Here is a 14,723-nt window from a genome sequence, read left to right as displayed (position 1 = left end):
TTTTCATGTCGGGGCTGCGGCTGAGAAGCTCAAAAATAGAGACTATTAGCCGATTGCCAAAAGAAATACAGGCCCATGATAAGGGATTTATTAAAAAAATGTAAAAAAACAATCCGCTTTTTTAGTAATAAAGTATGAGTTTTTCATCCAATGTCATGGTATAATCATCATTGATTCTAATTGCTTTTACCAGTTCACTTATCGTAGACAAATCAAATTTACATAATTTATGTAAAGGGGAAGAAGATGATGGAATGTCCGTTTAAGCATCTGCTCGGCAATGAAAAAGGAGCCTTGGGATTTTTTAAAGGAACGAAAAAAGAAGAGTCGATACAGACGGCCGGCACAAGAGCCTCCGCGGCTTCATCAGCGGAAGTTTCCCGCTTCTATCAGCAATTGATGGAAAGCACGGAAGCATCCAAAGTCCAGTTTGTAGGATTGACGGAAGAAGATTTGCAGCGTCTTGTTGCCATTCGTCCTATCTTTACCAAATACGTAGCCGACATTGTAAAATCATTTTACGACCAAATCATGAAGGTTCCGTCTTTAATGGCCATTATCAACAATCATAGCTCGGTCGATAAACTGCGCCAGACCTTAGAACGTTATCTTCTCGATATGGTGTCCGGCGAAATCGGTCAGGATTACATCGTTCGACGTAAGATTATCGGCAATGTGCATAACCGGATTAATCTGTTTCCAGAGTGGTATATTGGTGCGTATACATTAATCCAGAATGAAGTGCTGGCTCTGCTGCTCAGGGAAATGGCTTCCCCTTCCGAGGCGCGTGAAGCGTTCACTTCGTTTCAACGCCTCTGCTCGTTTGACATGCAGATTGCGATTTCTACCTATATCGATTCTTATACATCGTCTATGATGCGTCTGAATGAAATCGAACGCATCCAGCACCGCCTTAACGAATCGTCCGAAATGCTCGTAGCTACAGCGGAAGAGACAAGCGCATCCATTGGTGAGAAAGAGGCGCATGTTATGCAGATGCTCGAGGGTACACGCGACATCCAGGAAAGCTCGCAGCAGATGGTAAACGATGTAGAAGAAGGTAAAACGGAAATTAGTTCGGCATTGCAAGAAATTGACCGTATCGTAGAAATCATGGACGAAACGCGTGATAAATCTAAAGAGCTTATTGAAAGCGCCAATAAAATCGGAGAGATTGTCCAGGTTATCCATGCTATTTCCAACAAAACGAATGTCCTGTCCTTAAACGCGAGCATCGAAGCGGCGCGCGCAGGAGAGCATGGACGCGGCTTTACTGTCGTGGCCAAGGAAGTGCGTAATCTTGCTATGCAAACCCAGGCGGCGCTTAATCATATTCATGAACAGATCTCTATGGTACAAAATAACGTGAACTCATTTGAGAATTCATTTGAACAAATTGCAAAACAAACAAACCGCTTCCGTGAGATTAATACTGCGATTATGAATATTATGAATAACTCTTCGGTACAGGTGCGTGCCAACAGCGAAAAAATTAAGAATGTGAGCAATTATATTTTAGACTTCCAGCAAACGTTCAATGAAATTTCCACCGCATCCGAACAAGTGGCCAAGATGGCTGAAGAATTAAGTCTTTTAAGCAATCAATTGAATGACAAATTCGACATCCAGAAGCAATAAACGCACAGATACAAAGAAATACGTGCATAGGTGGGACACGGAATGAGTATAGTCAAATTTTCTTTTGAAAACCGGGAATTCCCCTCTCTTGAGGAAATGACAGATGTATTACTGCACGAAGCGAATGAGCAAATCATTCGCATCGATATGGGCAATATGGCAAATACAAGCGACAATCGAAACTACGTAAAATGGCGTCTGCTTCATCTGCAGTATTACTTTGGTAATGTTACTCCTATGAAAGTCAAATCCACGTATAATTCTCTCTGGAGTCAGCTCTATCGCCTTGAGCACCAGGATGAATATCGTCACCCATACCTAAAAAAATTATTGGAAAAAGTTCAACATGCTAACTTATGATTTTCACGATTTAACCAGAGAGAACCTAAAAAAATATGTTGATCATGTTTTACATGATATCTGCAGTCATCTTTCCCTTACGGAAAATTGTCTGCTGCATTATTCTCTTCAGCTCAGCATATGGGAAATTCTTGTTAATATTATCGATCACAACCCGCAAGCAGCATCTACGCACCCTACGCATATCACCGTTCTGTGGACCGACAGCGAGATTATACTCCGCATTGTCAACAAAGGGGGATGTTTTGACTGGCATAAACATTTGGCGACCGGCTTGCCTTCGCCGGAACAGGTAAGAGGCCGGGGCTTATACATTATCAAAAGCATCAGCAAGCATTTTTCATTCGACGAACGCGGTGAAACGGCTATTATTATATTTGATCGCTAATGACAAAGGTCTGGAAACAAAGAACAAAAGGGGAAAAATCGAATGATTACTTATAGCGTACAAACGGATCAAATCTTGTTTACCTTCAAGGAAGACATTAATTTTGAAACCGTGCGGCAAATCGAAATAAAGGTACGGGAAATAAAAATTCCGGAGCAGCCGACAAAGCTGGTCATTGATCTTGAACAGGTACGATTCATCGACAGCACAGGCGTAGGATTCCTTATCAGCTGGATTCATCCACTGATTTCCCGCTATCAAATCCGGATTATCAATAGCTCTCTTCCTGTGAAAAACATCCTGCAAATCTGCAAGCTCGATACACTGGTGGAAATCGCATAACCGATACAAATAGGAGCGGAAAAGTGGCTTGCCTTTTTCCGCTCCTTCTCTTTCTTGCTTTCTTACTTGCCTCTACCCGCCCCATACCTCCCTATTCCGGGAGCGTAATCACAAGCAAGCATACATCATCTTTGTTTTCTTCGGTTACAAAAGCTTTTATCGCTGCCTCTTTCACTGTTGCCGTTTCCATATGGCGATTCTCCCAAAAGAAACGCTGCATCTCTTCTACCATATGAAACGCCGCATTTTCCTTTCTCTCTATCAAACCGTCAGTATAAAGAACAATGCGTGCTGCCGTTTCGTATGTAATTACTTCTTTCTCGACCGGTAAATGAGGCAGAAGTCCAATCGGCAAGCTTCCCTTCTCAAGCCGCCAGTTCTTCCCTTCCGCCGTACATACGATCCCGGGCGGATGACCAGCATTCACATACTCAATCGTTTTTCGATTCGTATCGACTACGACATAAATGCAAGTAAAATAATAAGAGGATATTTTACGCTGTTCCGCATACAGGTTATTCATATGTCGATTCAACTCTTTTACCACTTTCACCGGGTCTGTCAGTCTTGTAATCAACCCCTGCAGAAGTGAGCGAACGGACATGCCGATAAGCGAGGCGCTAATTCCGTGGCCAACTACGTCAAGCAGCAAAATGCCATACCGGTGGGAATCGATTTTATACCAGCAATATATATCTCCTGCTAATTTCTCAGACGGAATGTATATCGCTTCAATCTCAATGTTTGCTTCAAAAAGCGGCCGACTCAGCACGCTCTCCTGCACTAGTTTGGCCAAATCCAGCTCTGCCTGCAGTACCTGCTCCGCCTGCTTGCGGCGAGTAACATCGGACTGTAATCCCACGAAATAAAGCAAATCACCTGATTCATCAAAAACCGGACTAATGGTTAACTCGTTCCAGAAACTTGTCCCGTCTTTCCGGTAATTCAACACTTCTGATGTAATTGGTTTGCGCTCTCTTATTGCTCGACGGATATCTGCAATCGTCTCTTGATCCGTCTCTTCCCCCTGTAAGAAGCGGCAGTTGCGCCCCAGCACTTCATCAGCTATATATCCCGTTAGCACTTCAAATCCCTTGTTGACAAAAATCAGCGGATTATCAGGCAAGTTCGGATTCGAGATAGTTACGCCCGTTACTGTATTAGCAATGGCTGCGGCAAGGTGGTTATTCGTCTCCAGTGCATGAAGAAACTGCTCATTGGACTTTTTCCGCTCTGTAATATCGTGAAAATACACGCACAGCCCACCGGCAAACGGCACAGCATGCACTTTAAACCATTTATCGTATGTCAGCGAATATTCTTCAAATTCGACCGCTCTCTGCTCAGCCAGCGCTTTATAGTATTCGTTTTGAAAGGTGAGAGCCATCGCGTTAGGGAGTTCATTCCACAAACTTTTTCCCAGCAGATCTTTCCGGCGTTTTTTCAAAATCTTTTCAGCTTCCCGATTTACATAGATAAACCGCCACTGTTTATCCACAGCAAAAAACGCATCGGAAATGGTCTCGATCATCTGTGCGATCTGCCAGGCCGATTGCTCTTCATTCATGCTGCCTGCCCCCTCACCGGATTCGTTTCTATTTTCAGTGTAGCATACCACCAAAATATGAAATCCTTTGCTTCTACTCCATAAGCAATTCTCTTTTGTATGAATACAATGTAGCATCCGATACTCTGCGTATCGCCAAAACAGCAAGAAAGGATGAAAAAGATGAATACGCAAAAAAAAGAGCGACATGCCTTAAAACTGCTCGGTGTCTCGGGAATCGGGCTGCTGTTCGATTCGATGGACGTCGGTATCCTCGCCTTCGTTATTGCCGCGCTAAATGTGGAGTGGGGACTGACGCCGACGGAAATGGGCCTTATCGGTACGATTAACTTCATCGGAATGGCACTGGGCGCGGCGCTTGCCGGTCTATGGGCTGACCGTTACGGACGCAAGCAATTGTTCATCGTTACACTTCTTATTTATAGCATTGCCACCGGTTTGAACGCTTTTGCCACCACACTGCTCATCTTTATGGTGCTGCGCTTCATTGTCGGTTTCGGTCTGGGAGGAGAGCTTCCAGTCGTCACTACGTATGTTCTGGAATCTGCCCCGCAGCGTGATCGGGCAAAGTGGGTCGTCTGGCTGCAGAGCTTCTGGGCTGGCGGGGCACTTGTTGCCGCCGTTATCTCATACTTTATCATTCCGGAGTTTGGCTGGCGCGTCGGGTTGTTTATGGGCGCAATCCCTGCGCTGTATGCTCTTTATCTGCGCCGGGCACTGCCGGAGACACCCGCTTTTACCAGGCAATCTGAACAGAAGACGATCGGACAAAAGATTAAACTTTTGTGGTCCCCTTCTTACCGCCGCACAACATTTGTGCTGTGGACCCTCTGGTTTGCTTCCGTCTTCTCTTACTACGGAATGCTGCTGTGGATGCCGTCTATTATGGTTATGAAAGGGTTTACACTCATCAAAAGCTTTGAATACGTGCTGCTGATGACGTTAGTGCAGATTCCTGGATATTTCACCGCTGCCTACTTCGTCGGCAAATGGGGCAAAAAACCAACCCTTGTTGTATTCATGTCACTGTCTGCCATCTCTTCGCTGGCATTCGGACTATCACCTAATATATGGACATTACTATTTTCCGGCATTTGTCTCTCTTTCTTCAATCTGGGGGCCTGGGGCGCTACGTACGCATATACGGCAGAGCAATATCCGACCTTGTTCCGTGCCACCGGTACCGGATGGGCCGCAGGTTTCGGTCGAATTGCCGGTATCATTGCACCGTACTTGGTCGGGCTGCTCATCGGCATGAGTATTGGCTTCCCATATATTTTTTCCATGTTCTTTACGATGACGATGCTGGCCGTACTGGTCGTGCTTTTCCTCGGCAAAGAATCCGCGACCGAATAATCAATCAAAACTCCCATGGCTTTTCAGCTGCAACCCTGCTATGAAAATCATGGGAAGAGCGGCTGACTTTTGCGGTACGAAGGAAAAGAGAGAACAGAACGAGGAGAGGATTTTAGTGTAGAAAAAGGCGAAGACCTTTTTCTTCCCTGGATCTTTTTTTCCTCTATCTTCTCCCTCTTTCCTCACGATTTTCACAGAAAAAGACCGCTCTGGAAAATCCAGAGCGGTCTTTTGCCATGGTTTGTACTATTGTGCTGTATAACCGCCATCAACAACTATAGCCTGCCCCGTTACACTGCCTGCTTTATCGCTGGCAATAAACAGCGCATAGTCCGCAATATCCTTGACCGATAGCAACTTGCGCTGCGGTACGAGTGGATAGATGACCTCTTCAAGCACTTTCTCAAGCGGTACGTTGCGCGTCTTGGCCAAATCTGACAGTTGATTTCGTACAAGCGGCGTATCTACATAGCCGGGACAAATTGCATTAACCGTAATGCCATGCGTAGCGCCTTCCAACGCAGCCACTTTAGTTAAACCGATGACGCCATGCTTGGCGCTGTTATACGCTGCCTTGCCCGCGAAGCCGACCAGTCCGTTGATGGAAGCCATATTGATAATACGGCCGAATCCCTGCTGCTTCATAATCGGAAATACATGCTTGATTGCCATAAACGGAGCCACAAGCATTACTTTTACCAGCTGCTCAAACTTCTCCGTCGGAAACTCTTCAATTGGCGAAACGTACTGCAATCCCGCATTATTCACCAGCACATCTAGACGCCCAAATTTTTCCACCGTTTCATCCAGCGCGGCTTTCAATTGTGCTTCATCCGCCACGTTGCAGCCCATACCGATGGCAGCAAAGCCTTCTGCCGTTAACTCGGAGGCCGCAGCTACCGCTGCTTCGGCATTCAAATCACTAATCGCTACTTTTGCACCTTCCCGGGCAAACTCCTTAGCGAGTTCCAAACCAATGCCGCTCGCCGCTCCGGTCAAAAATACAACTTTATCCTGCACCAATTTCGTCATTGATTGCTATGTCTCCTTCTACTTTCCCTATGCTTTGCCGGCCAGCTTTGGAGAAATAATTAATTCCGGTTCTGTAGATTCTCTAATATCCTGTACCGTAAAGCCTGGCGCTACTTCTACCAGTTCGAGACCGTTCGGCGTTACATCGATGACCGCGCGATCCGTAATGATACGGTTTACTACACCTTTGCCCGTCAGCGGCAGCGTGCACTCGTTTAGAATTTTCGGCTGGCCGTGCTTATTCACATGCTCCATAATAACAATGATGCGCTTCGCACCGTGCACCAGGTCCATCGCGCCACCCATGCCTTTGACCATCTTACCCGGAATCATCCAGTTAGCCAGGTCGCCGTTTTTTGATACTTCCATGCCGCCGAGAATGGCTATGTCAATATGACCGCCGCGAATCATCGCAAACGATTCTGCACTGCTGAAAATGCTTGCACCCGGCAGCATTGTAATCGTTTCTTTTCCTGCGTTGATTAATTCTGGATCTACTTCCTCTTCTGTCGGGTACGGTCCGATACCGAGCAGACCATTCTCCGATTGTAGCACAACATGCTTATCCTTCGGAATGTAGTTGGCTACCAATGTCGGAATACCGATACCCAGATTCACGTAAAAACCGTCTTCGATCTCCTGGGCCGCTCGTTTTGCGATTTGCTCTCTTGATAATGCCATCTTATTCCCCTCCTTGTTATGCTTGTGCCTGTACCGTTCTGCGTTCGATTCGTTTCTCGTAGTTCGTGCATTGAATAATACGTTGTACATATATGCTCGGCGTATGGATATGGTCCGGATTCAACTCACCCGGCTCCACAAGTTCCTCCACTTCTGCAATCGTAATTTTTCCTGCCGCCGCCATCATTGGATTAAAGTTGCGGGCCGTTTTGTTGTACACCAGGTTCCCCATGGTGTCACCTTTCCAGGCTTTTACCAACGCGAAATCGGCGGTCAGTCCTGTTTCGAGCAAATATTCTTTGCCGTTGAACGTACGCACTTCGCGCCCTTCGGCAAGCGGTGTACCTACGCCGGCCGGCGTGTAAAATGCCGGAATGCCGGCACCACCTGCGCGGATGCGCTCTGCCAGTGTGCCCTGCGGTACCAATTCCACTTCCAGCTCACCGGATAAAAATTGACGTTCAAACTCTTTATTTTCACCTACGTAAGACGAAATCATTTTCTTAATCTGTTTATTTTGCAGCAGCAGGCCCAACCCCCAATCGTCTACCCCACAGTTATTGGAAATGATCGTCAAATCCTTTACTCCCTTGTCGCGCAATCCAAGAATCAGTTTCTCGGGAATGCCAACCAGACCGAACCCGCCCACCATAATAGTGGCTCCGTCTTGAATGCCGTTTAAAGCTTCATCAATGGATGTAAACACACTCACTTGACTCACTCCTTACTGGATTTATAAATAGGCTGCAGTATAGAATATTGCAACCGCTTGCAAACAAACAAAAATTCAAACGATACCGAACATGTAGTAAAGTGCGATAATAAAGAATACAGCGGTTGTTTTAATAAGCGTCATCGCAAAGATATCAATATACGACTGTTTATGTGTAAGTCCGGTTACCGCAAGCAGGGTAATGACTGCCCCATTATGCGGCAAGGTGTCCATCCCGCCGGACGCCATGGACGCCACTCGGTGCAGCACTTCCGGATTGATACCGAGCTTCTGCGCCTGCTCCATGTACGTCTCTCCCATGGCCGCCAGCGCAATACTCATCCCCCCTGACGCAGAACCTGTGATCCCAGCCAGCGTCGTCGTCGTCACCGCTTCGTTCACCAGCGGATTGGTAAAGGTATCAGACATCGCCTGGCTGACCGATTTGAAGCCCGGAAGCAGCGAAATGATACCGCCGAATCCGTACTCGGACGCCGTGTTCAGCGTAGCCAGCATCGCGCCGCCGATCGATACGTTAATACCTGCATTGAAATTTTCCTTGATGCGGTTGAACGAGAACAGCAGCACAGTCAGAATGCCCAATACAAGCGCGCCCTCTACCGCCCAGATCGCCGTTTCTTTTGTTACATCGACCGGATTGACCTTGGCAATATTAATGGCTTCAAAGTCGAACTGCTTCCCATAGAACTGCGGAATCAAATTTGTAAAGACTTTGTTGAATACCCCGACAACAATGAGAGGAAGAATGGCAATAAAGGCATTCGGCAGCTTTTCTTCTCCCAGCGGCTCCGGCTCGTTTTTGTGTCCGGTGCCGTATCCCTCGCCGGCAGCCTTTGCTTTTCTTCTTCTCCATTCTAAGTAAATCATACCAATAATGAAGACGAAAAGTCCACCGATAAAGCCAAGCCACGGAGCCGCCCACGTATCCGTTTTGAAAAATGTCGTCGGAATGATGTTCTGAATCTGCGGCGTTCCCGGAAACGCATCCATGGTAAACGTAAACGCTCCGAGCGCAATCGTTCCCGGAATCAACCGCTTCGGAATGTCAGCTGCTTTAAACAGCTCCGCCGCGAACGGATAAACTGCAAACGCTACCACAAACAGCGAAACTCCGCCGTATGTGAGTATAGCGCCGACCAGCACAATCGCCAGCATCGCACGGCTCGGACCGATAAGCTTGATCACCGCACCGGTAATCGACTTGGCAAAGCCGGACATCTCAATGACTTTACCGAAAATGGCACCCAAAAGAAATACCGGAAAATAACTTTTAATAAAGCCAACCATCTTATCCATAAATACACCTGAGAAAAACGGCAGCACATATCCCGGATCCGTCAATAGCACCGCAAACAGCGCAGCAATGGGAGCAAATAAAATGACGCTGAAGCCGCGGTACGCAACAAACATAAGGAAAAATAGTGCCAATAAAATGACGATAACTTCCATCTAACTTCCTCCTTTTTTCTAAAACAAGAGGTTAAAACGTTTTCATATTGTGCTTCGAGTTTTCTCTTTATTTTATTACCACTCCTCCACTCTCTGCCGCATTCCCCATCCACATTCTAAACAAAAGCAAAATCTATGCCAAAATAACCTCTTTTTTTGACGATTCATTTACACATCTGATAAAAACTGATGTTTCTTTGTTTCTATGGCCTGAAGAAAAAATAAATCAAGAGCTATCCTTTACAAAAACCCTTATTTTTTCCAAAATATTGGACTTTAATTCCAAAATATTGGACGAAGAGAATGATTCTCTTCGTCCAATATGTAACGCTTATTTATTCTGTAATTTGATATTTAAAAATTTTGGCGTATAAGCTGGACTTGCTAATGCCGAGACGCTCCGCCGCCCGCAATTTGTTGCCGTCACATTCCCGGATCGCCCGTCGAATCGCCGATGCTTCCGCTTGCTCTACCGCCTGTTTTAATGTACCTGCTCCATTATCGTTCTCCCTAACAGTCACTTCGCTTCCAATGACAGCAGGAAGGTCCTGTTTTGTAATCACAGGGCCGTTCTTGACGTACAATGTACGCTCCAGCACGTTCCGCAGTTCGCGAATATTTCCCGGCCACGAATAGGCAAGCAGCGCATCCACAGCTTCCCGTTCGATACCTTCAACCGGAATTCCCGTCTCTTTTTCAAGCTTCTCCAAAAAGTGTTCGATAAGAAGAGGAATATCGCTTTTTCGCTCACGCAACGACGGAATATCCAGCATAACCACATTCAACCGGTAGTACAAATCATGGCGGAACTTTCCCTGCTCGACCAATGACAGCAAATCCTTGTTTGTCGCTGCGATAATCCGTACATCTACCGACTCCGGCTTATCCGCTCCGATCGGCTCAATTTCCTTTTCCTGCAGGACACGCAGCAATTTAACCTGCATCATCAGCGGCATTTCGCTAATCTCATCAAGAAAGATGGTACCGCCGTTTGCAAGCGAAAACTTGCCTTTCTTCCCGGACTTCTTGGCTCCGGTAAACGCTCCTTCCTTGTAGCCAAACAGCTCCGATTCCAGGAGCGCATCAGGAATGGCCGCACAGTTTACTTTAATGAGCGGACCTGCCCCCCGGTAGCTCTCACGATGAATCGCGTGCGCGAACAACTCTTTCCCCGTCCCGCTCTCACCTTTCAGCAAAATGGTTGTATCGCTTTTTGCAACCCGTTGTCCCAGGCGCTTTACCTTCTCCAGCTCTTCACTTGACCCCAGGATCGTATCGAATGAATACTTAGCCTGCAGTCGCTTATCCAGCTCATCTTTATAATAATTCAGCTCTTTACGCAGGTTTTCCATCTTCGTGGAAAGAGCAAATAAATCATCCACCTGCTGAAACATAACGGTTCCGACGACAGCGGCTACTTTTCCCTGGTTAAATACCGGAATCCGACTTGCAATCATCTCCCGCCCGTTAATCTTTTGCATCTGGGCAATTTCCGGTTTTCCTGTTTGTCCGACAATGTGCATGCGCGTATTTTCAATCACTTCGGTTACATGCTTGCCGATGATTTCGCTCAGCTTCTTGCCTAGAAAATCCGCGTAAATCTCATTTGCCATTAAAATATATCCTTTCGGATCGACAATAAGTACGCCTTCATAAGCATGATCGATAATCGTCTGCAGCATGTCTTTTTCCTCTTTTACTTTCTGCGCTTTACCCGCCAAATCAACCAGCAGACGGTGAACCCATCCGTTTCGCCGGATAATCATGATGCATCCCCCCCCCTTATTCCGCTACATATCAATGCGGCTTTCTATAGCATAGACGCACCGCGCACATCCGCCTCTTCGATCCGCATTAGCTCTTCTAGCGTAAAGGATGTGCGACCGGTATCCATCAACCGTCTGGCCTGCCGCTGTCCGGCTGCTTCGATGAGTGATCGTGCCAGCCGGGCGTTGCCATTCTCTGCCCTGTTTTTTTCCGTAAAATAACCGCGAAGTTGATTCAAGGCCGAAAGAGACAACTGATACCCCATATCAGCAGCATATCTTTTGGCTACTTCCACAAGCTCTTCCGCCGAATAATCGGGAAAATGGAAATATTTTTTAAATCGAGAACGCAGGCCGGGATTCATATCGAGCAGTTCTTCCATCAGCCGCGGATACCCGGCCAGAATAACGGCAAGATTCTCTTGGTGCTTCGTCATCTCTTCAACAAGCGTATCGATTGCCTCCACACTATAATCATTCGGCCCTGAGGGAATGAGGGCGTGCGCTTCGTCAATGAACAGCACACCGCCAAGCGCTTCCGCAATTTTGCGCCTCGTCTTGGCCGCCGTCTGTCCGACATACTCTGCCACCAAATCCGCCCGTCCGACGGTGACCAGATGACCGCGCTTTAGCACGCCTGCTTCCTTCAATATGGCAGCATACAATTCTCCCATCGTTGTTTTTCCGGTTCCCGGATTGCCTGAGAATACGGCGTGTACCTCGACTGGCATAACCGGCAGTCCGCTCTCTTTTCTCTTTTGCTGAATAGATAAAAACGCAAACAGTGTAGAAATCTCATCTTTTATGGCTTTCAATCCAACCAGTTCATGCAAGCGCTCTACAGCAGGCTTTACCTGCACCTGAGGAAGGGCGAAGTCTTCCGCATACAAAATCGCGTACTCATCAGACGGCATCTCTTCCAGGCGTTCAAGTTTCCTTCCCTTTGCCGTAATCGCATCAAGAATGATATTTTTCACAGTTCGGGCATTGCCGAAGGTCATGTCCACCCGCTCCGCCTCGATACGCTCTCTCAGTGCGACAAGCGCGCTTTCCGTCAGCACAAACTCATTATTGCGCGCTACCAGTTGCCCGATTTCCACCAGTTCATCCATCGTGAAATCCGGCAGGATAAAATGTCCGTTCTCCGGAAATCGGCTTCTCAGACCCGGATTGGCCAGCAGGAAATTGCGCATCTCTTCCGGATAACCGGCCAGCACAACGGCAAACGTCCCCGCATACTCACCGCCGGTCATCGCCGCAACCAGCGTGTCGATCGCTACCTGACCGAAGTCATTTTCTGCGCTTCCTGCCCGCTTTAAACTATACGCTTCATCAATGAACAGTACACCGCCTACCGCACGCTGTACAGCTTCCATCACCTTCTGCTCCGTATGCCCCACGTAGGATCCCACCAGATGAGAGCGATCCACTTCAACAACAGAAGGTCTCTCGAGCAAGCCAAGCTCATGATAAATTTCAGCCAACAGGCGGGCGATTGTCGTTTTCCCGGTGCCCGGATTCCCCATTAAGACTGCATGCAGGCCTACACGATCGCGCATGGTAAACCCCTGTTCATTTCTTCGGGTTATATACAGAAGAAAATAGTATAAATCACGAATCCGTTTTTTTATTTCCTCCATGCCAATAAGCTCATCCAGCCTCTCCAGCGCGGAGGTCGCCTCCTGACTCTCCCGTCGATAGGGAGCAAACAAGCGGTTCCAGCGCTCGATATATTGATTAAGCGCCTCCACCGATTCATTTAGCTGCCGCAGTATCTCTTCCGGAGCATACAATCCGTTAATCGATCGGCTATAAGCAATCGCACGCTCATCCACCTCCTGCACGATCCCCGGCATTTCCCCCAGAAGCGAGGTGGCCTGCTCCCAGACATCATGCTGTGCCCCCAGATTTATTTGAGCCCTTCTTCCTTCTTCTACCAGGCGTTCAGCTCGGCCCCTTATCTCCCCGGTTATTTTCTGCATTTCCTGCTGCAGTTCAATCGTTTTCTGCTTCTTGTATTCGGCCGGATCTACCTGGCGAGGCAAAGAAAATGAAACATCGCCGAATAGGGAAGCGAGAGCAGACAGCACAGTAAGTCTGAGATATTTCCAGGCTGCTCGTTGCGTAGGATCAAGTTCTACAGCACGCGTGAGCCATTCCGCGGCCCGCTGTTCTTGACTTTCCCATGTCACAATACCAAGACAGGTATATAGCAGAGCCTCCCAGGGAGTAAGCCGTTCGGTTTCAATATGCTGCTTCCAATGAGCAAGCTGCGCATATAGTTCAGCAGCACGGGCTTCGCATCTTCGCGGATGCTTCTCCACCTCTTCGGATAACCTGTGAATGGCTTCCGTCCATTCATCAAATTGCAGCGTTCGATTCATGAGGCACCTCTTTCTTTATTCTAACGAAGGATTGTAAAATTCAAAGCCGTATTCCCCTAAGTATTTATTATAAGAAAGTGTTCCTCCATCGAAATACCAGGCGTCGCTTCCGCGAATCCAAAAACAGATTCCTTCCACTTCAAATAACACGTCATCCGTACCGATTTCATCCTGTGAACTTTTTTCTACAGCATAAAAAAGGCCGCCTGTACCAGGACCACCCGTCCGCACATAGAATCGGTAGCATTCTCCTTCCCGGAAATCGGCATATTTCTTATAAGCCTGCACTGCTTCAGGCATAATGGTAAAATTCACAGTCGCACCTCCAGCATCCTGCAATGGTGATAAATGTAGAAAAAACCGTCCCCAATGCATGGAACGGTTTTCTATATAAATCAATATAACGGCCATAAGAAGTGCTGTAAGCCAGGTTTTGTCCTTCCCGTACTCTTCGCGGCAGCCAGCCTGGTACACGGAAGTGACAGTCATCTATCTACGAGAGCATCCTCTCGTCTATCCTCCAGTTCAATTCCCTTCAGATAGTGCCCCTACCAAAATTTGGGTTGCTCGCTTGCGGGGTTTACCTCGTTCCACCTCTGCCGTTTCCGACAGAGCTTCGTCACTGTGGCACTTTCAGGCTATTCTCGACATATCCCAAAGGGACTTAGCCGATTTCACCGCCGTCAGCCGTTGAAACGACTGCCCTACCTTGCGGCAGGCACAAACACTCCGGGCATCGCAGCCCGGGCGAGCCTGGACTTTCCTCTATTCATATAACATGAACAGCGACTGTCCACACTTCTTATGTTATAAAATTATACACATAGTTATGCGTTCATAATCAATTATGATGGTGCGGACGAAGGGACTTGAACCCCCACGGTATTGCTACCACTAGAACCTGAATCTAGCGCGTCTGCCGATTCCGCCACGTCCGCACAATTTAATTTTGCACCCTTATCTTTGGGCCCCATAAAAATATTTGGAATAAGCTGCAGAGCATCTGCTTCACTTTTATGGAAATAGG

At 47.4% G+C, this 14,723-nt stretch carries 13 protein-coding genes, 1 tRNA gene and 1 other RNA gene; 5 read left to right on the top strand and 10 right to left on the bottom strand.

Annotation, left to right across the window (positions count from 1 at the left end):
• Window positions 1–246: 246 nt before the first annotated feature.
• The 4 genes from ADA01nite_RS14095 to ADA01nite_RS14080 are packed head-to-tail and all read left to right on the top strand — an operon-like array spanning window position 247 to window position 2,728.
• Window positions 247–1,638, top strand: a complete 1,392-nt coding sequence (locus ADA01nite_RS14095) for a globin-coupled sensor protein (RefSeq protein WP_146810917.1) — start codon at window positions 247–249, stop codon at window positions 1,636–1,638.
• 42 nt (window positions 1,639–1,680) lie between these two features.
• A complete protein-coding gene (locus tag ADA01nite_RS14090) occupies window positions 1,681–1,998 on the top strand; it encodes a hypothetical protein (RefSeq protein WP_146810916.1) in 318 nt (105 codons plus the stop codon).
• Complete coding sequence (locus tag ADA01nite_RS14085; protein WP_146810915.1) at window positions 1,985–2,386, top strand: ATP-binding protein; 402 nt, start codon at window positions 1,985–1,987, stop codon at window positions 2,384–2,386. The genes ADA01nite_RS14090 and ADA01nite_RS14085 overlap by 14 nt, the downstream gene beginning before the upstream one ends.
• A gap of 42 nt (window positions 2,387–2,428) precedes the next feature.
• The gene (locus ADA01nite_RS14080) at window positions 2,429–2,728 is read left to right on the top strand and encodes an STAS domain-containing protein (RefSeq protein ID WP_146810914.1); all 300 of its coding nucleotides are present in this window, start codon (window positions 2,429–2,431) and stop codon (window positions 2,726–2,728) included.
• Between the two features lie 91 nt (window positions 2,729–2,819).
• Here the strand turns inward: ADA01nite_RS14080 and ADA01nite_RS14075 are convergent, their stop codons facing one another.
• On the bottom strand, window positions 2,820–4,295 hold the full coding sequence (locus ADA01nite_RS14075) for a SpoIIE family protein phosphatase (RefSeq protein WP_170230294.1): 1,476 nt from the start codon (window positions 4,293–4,295) through the stop codon (window positions 2,820–2,822).
• Between the two features lie 162 nt (window positions 4,296–4,457).
• On the opposite strand from ADA01nite_RS14075, the gene ADA01nite_RS14070 reads away from it, so the two are divergent.
• Complete coding sequence (locus ADA01nite_RS14070; protein WP_146810912.1) at window positions 4,458–5,651, top strand: MFS transporter; 1,194 nt, start codon at window positions 4,458–4,460, stop codon at window positions 5,649–5,651.
• Between the two features lie 246 nt (window positions 5,652–5,897).
• On the opposite strand, the gene ADA01nite_RS14065 is transcribed toward ADA01nite_RS14070, so the two are convergent.
• From ADA01nite_RS14065 to ADA01nite_RS14025, 9 genes are all read right to left on the bottom strand, one after another.
• Window positions 5,898–6,674 (bottom strand): 3-hydroxybutyrate dehydrogenase, encoded by a 777-nt coding sequence (locus tag ADA01nite_RS14065; protein WP_174760613.1) that lies wholly within the window; start codon window positions 6,672–6,674, stop codon window positions 5,898–5,900.
• A gap of 36 nt (window positions 6,675–6,710) precedes the next feature.
• Window positions 6,711–7,364 carry a CoA transferase subunit B gene (locus ADA01nite_RS14060; protein ID WP_146810910.1) on the bottom strand — a complete coding sequence of 218 codons (654 nt, stop codon included), beginning with the start codon at window positions 7,362–7,364 and terminating at the stop codon, window positions 6,711–6,713.
• Window positions 7,365–7,380: 16 nt separating this feature from the next.
• Entirely contained in the window at window positions 7,381–8,076 is a 696-nt protein-coding gene (locus tag ADA01nite_RS14055) for a CoA transferase subunit A (protein WP_146810909.1), read from the bottom strand.
• A 75-nt stretch (window positions 8,077–8,151) separates the two neighbouring features.
• Entirely contained in the window at window positions 8,152–9,546 is a 1,395-nt protein-coding gene (locus tag ADA01nite_RS14050; RefSeq protein WP_146810908.1) for a GntP family permease, read from the bottom strand.
• A 335-nt stretch (window positions 9,547–9,881) separates the two neighbouring features.
• The gene (locus tag ADA01nite_RS14045; RefSeq protein ID WP_146810907.1) at window positions 9,882–11,312 is read right to left on the bottom strand and encodes a sigma-54 interaction domain-containing protein; all 1,431 of its coding nucleotides are present in this window, start codon (window positions 11,310–11,312) and stop codon (window positions 9,882–9,884) included.
• Window positions 11,313–11,356: 44 nt separating this feature from the next.
• On the bottom strand, window positions 11,357–13,696 hold the full coding sequence (locus ADA01nite_RS14040; protein WP_146810906.1) for an AAA family ATPase: 2,340 nt from the start codon (window positions 13,694–13,696) through the stop codon (window positions 11,357–11,359).
• Between the two features lie 15 nt (window positions 13,697–13,711).
• On the bottom strand, window positions 13,712–13,996 hold the full coding sequence (locus tag ADA01nite_RS14035) for an iron-sulfur cluster biosynthesis family protein (protein ID WP_146810918.1): 285 nt from the start codon (window positions 13,994–13,996) through the stop codon (window positions 13,712–13,714).
• A 117-nt stretch (window positions 13,997–14,113) separates the two neighbouring features.
• An RNA gene (gene rnpB / locus ADA01nite_RS14030) (RNase P RNA component class B) lies at window positions 14,114–14,497 on the bottom strand.
• Window positions 14,498–14,547: 50 nt separating this feature from the next.
• A tRNA-Leu gene (locus ADA01nite_RS14025) sits at window positions 14,548–14,634 on the bottom strand.
• Window positions 14,635–14,723: the final 89 nt, after the last annotated feature.

This window comes from Aneurinibacillus danicus (assembly GCF_007991215.1).
GTDB lineage: Bacteria > Bacillota > Bacilli > Aneurinibacillales > Aneurinibacillaceae > Aneurinibacillus > Aneurinibacillus danicus.
Note: the sequence above shows the minus strand (reverse complement) of the source record. Positions and strands in the feature narration are given on the sequence as shown.

Excerpts from the sequence above, each read along its gene's own strand:
- ADA01nite_RS14045 (WP_146810907.1), bottom strand. The coding sequence starts at position 11,312 with ATGATTATCCGGCGAAACGGATGGGTTCACCGTCTGCTGGTTGATTTG.
- ADA01nite_RS14035 (WP_146810918.1), bottom strand. The coding sequence starts at position 13,996 with ATGCCTGAAGCAGTGCAGGCTTATAAGAAATATGCCGATTTCCGGGAA.
- ADA01nite_RS14050 (WP_146810908.1), bottom strand. The coding sequence starts at position 9,546 with ATGGAAGTTATCGTCATTTTATTGGCACTATTTTTCCTTATGTTTGTT.
- ADA01nite_RS14075 (WP_170230294.1), bottom strand. The coding sequence starts at position 4,295 with ATGAATGAAGAGCAATCGGCCTGGCAGATCGCACAGATGATCGAGACC.
- ADA01nite_RS14085 (WP_146810915.1), top strand. The coding sequence starts at position 1,985 with ATGCTAACTTATGATTTTCACGATTTAACCAGAGAGAACCTAAAAAAA.
- ADA01nite_RS14090 (WP_146810916.1), top strand. The coding sequence starts at position 1,681 with ATGAGTATAGTCAAATTTTCTTTTGAAAACCGGGAATTCCCCTCTCTT.
- ADA01nite_RS14070 (WP_146810912.1), top strand. The coding sequence starts at position 4,458 with ATGAATACGCAAAAAAAAGAGCGACATGCCTTAAAACTGCTCGGTGTC.
- ADA01nite_RS14080 (WP_146810914.1), top strand. The coding sequence starts at position 2,429 with ATGATTACTTATAGCGTACAAACGGATCAAATCTTGTTTACCTTCAAG.
- ADA01nite_RS14095 (WP_146810917.1), top strand. The coding sequence starts at position 247 with ATGATGGAATGTCCGTTTAAGCATCTGCTCGGCAATGAAAAAGGAGCC.
- ADA01nite_RS14060 (WP_146810910.1), bottom strand. The coding sequence starts at position 7,364 with ATGGCATTATCAAGAGAGCAAATCGCAAAACGAGCGGCCCAGGAGATC.
- ADA01nite_RS14040 (WP_146810906.1), bottom strand. The coding sequence starts at position 13,696 with ATGAATCGAACGCTGCAATTTGATGAATGGACGGAAGCCATTCACAGG.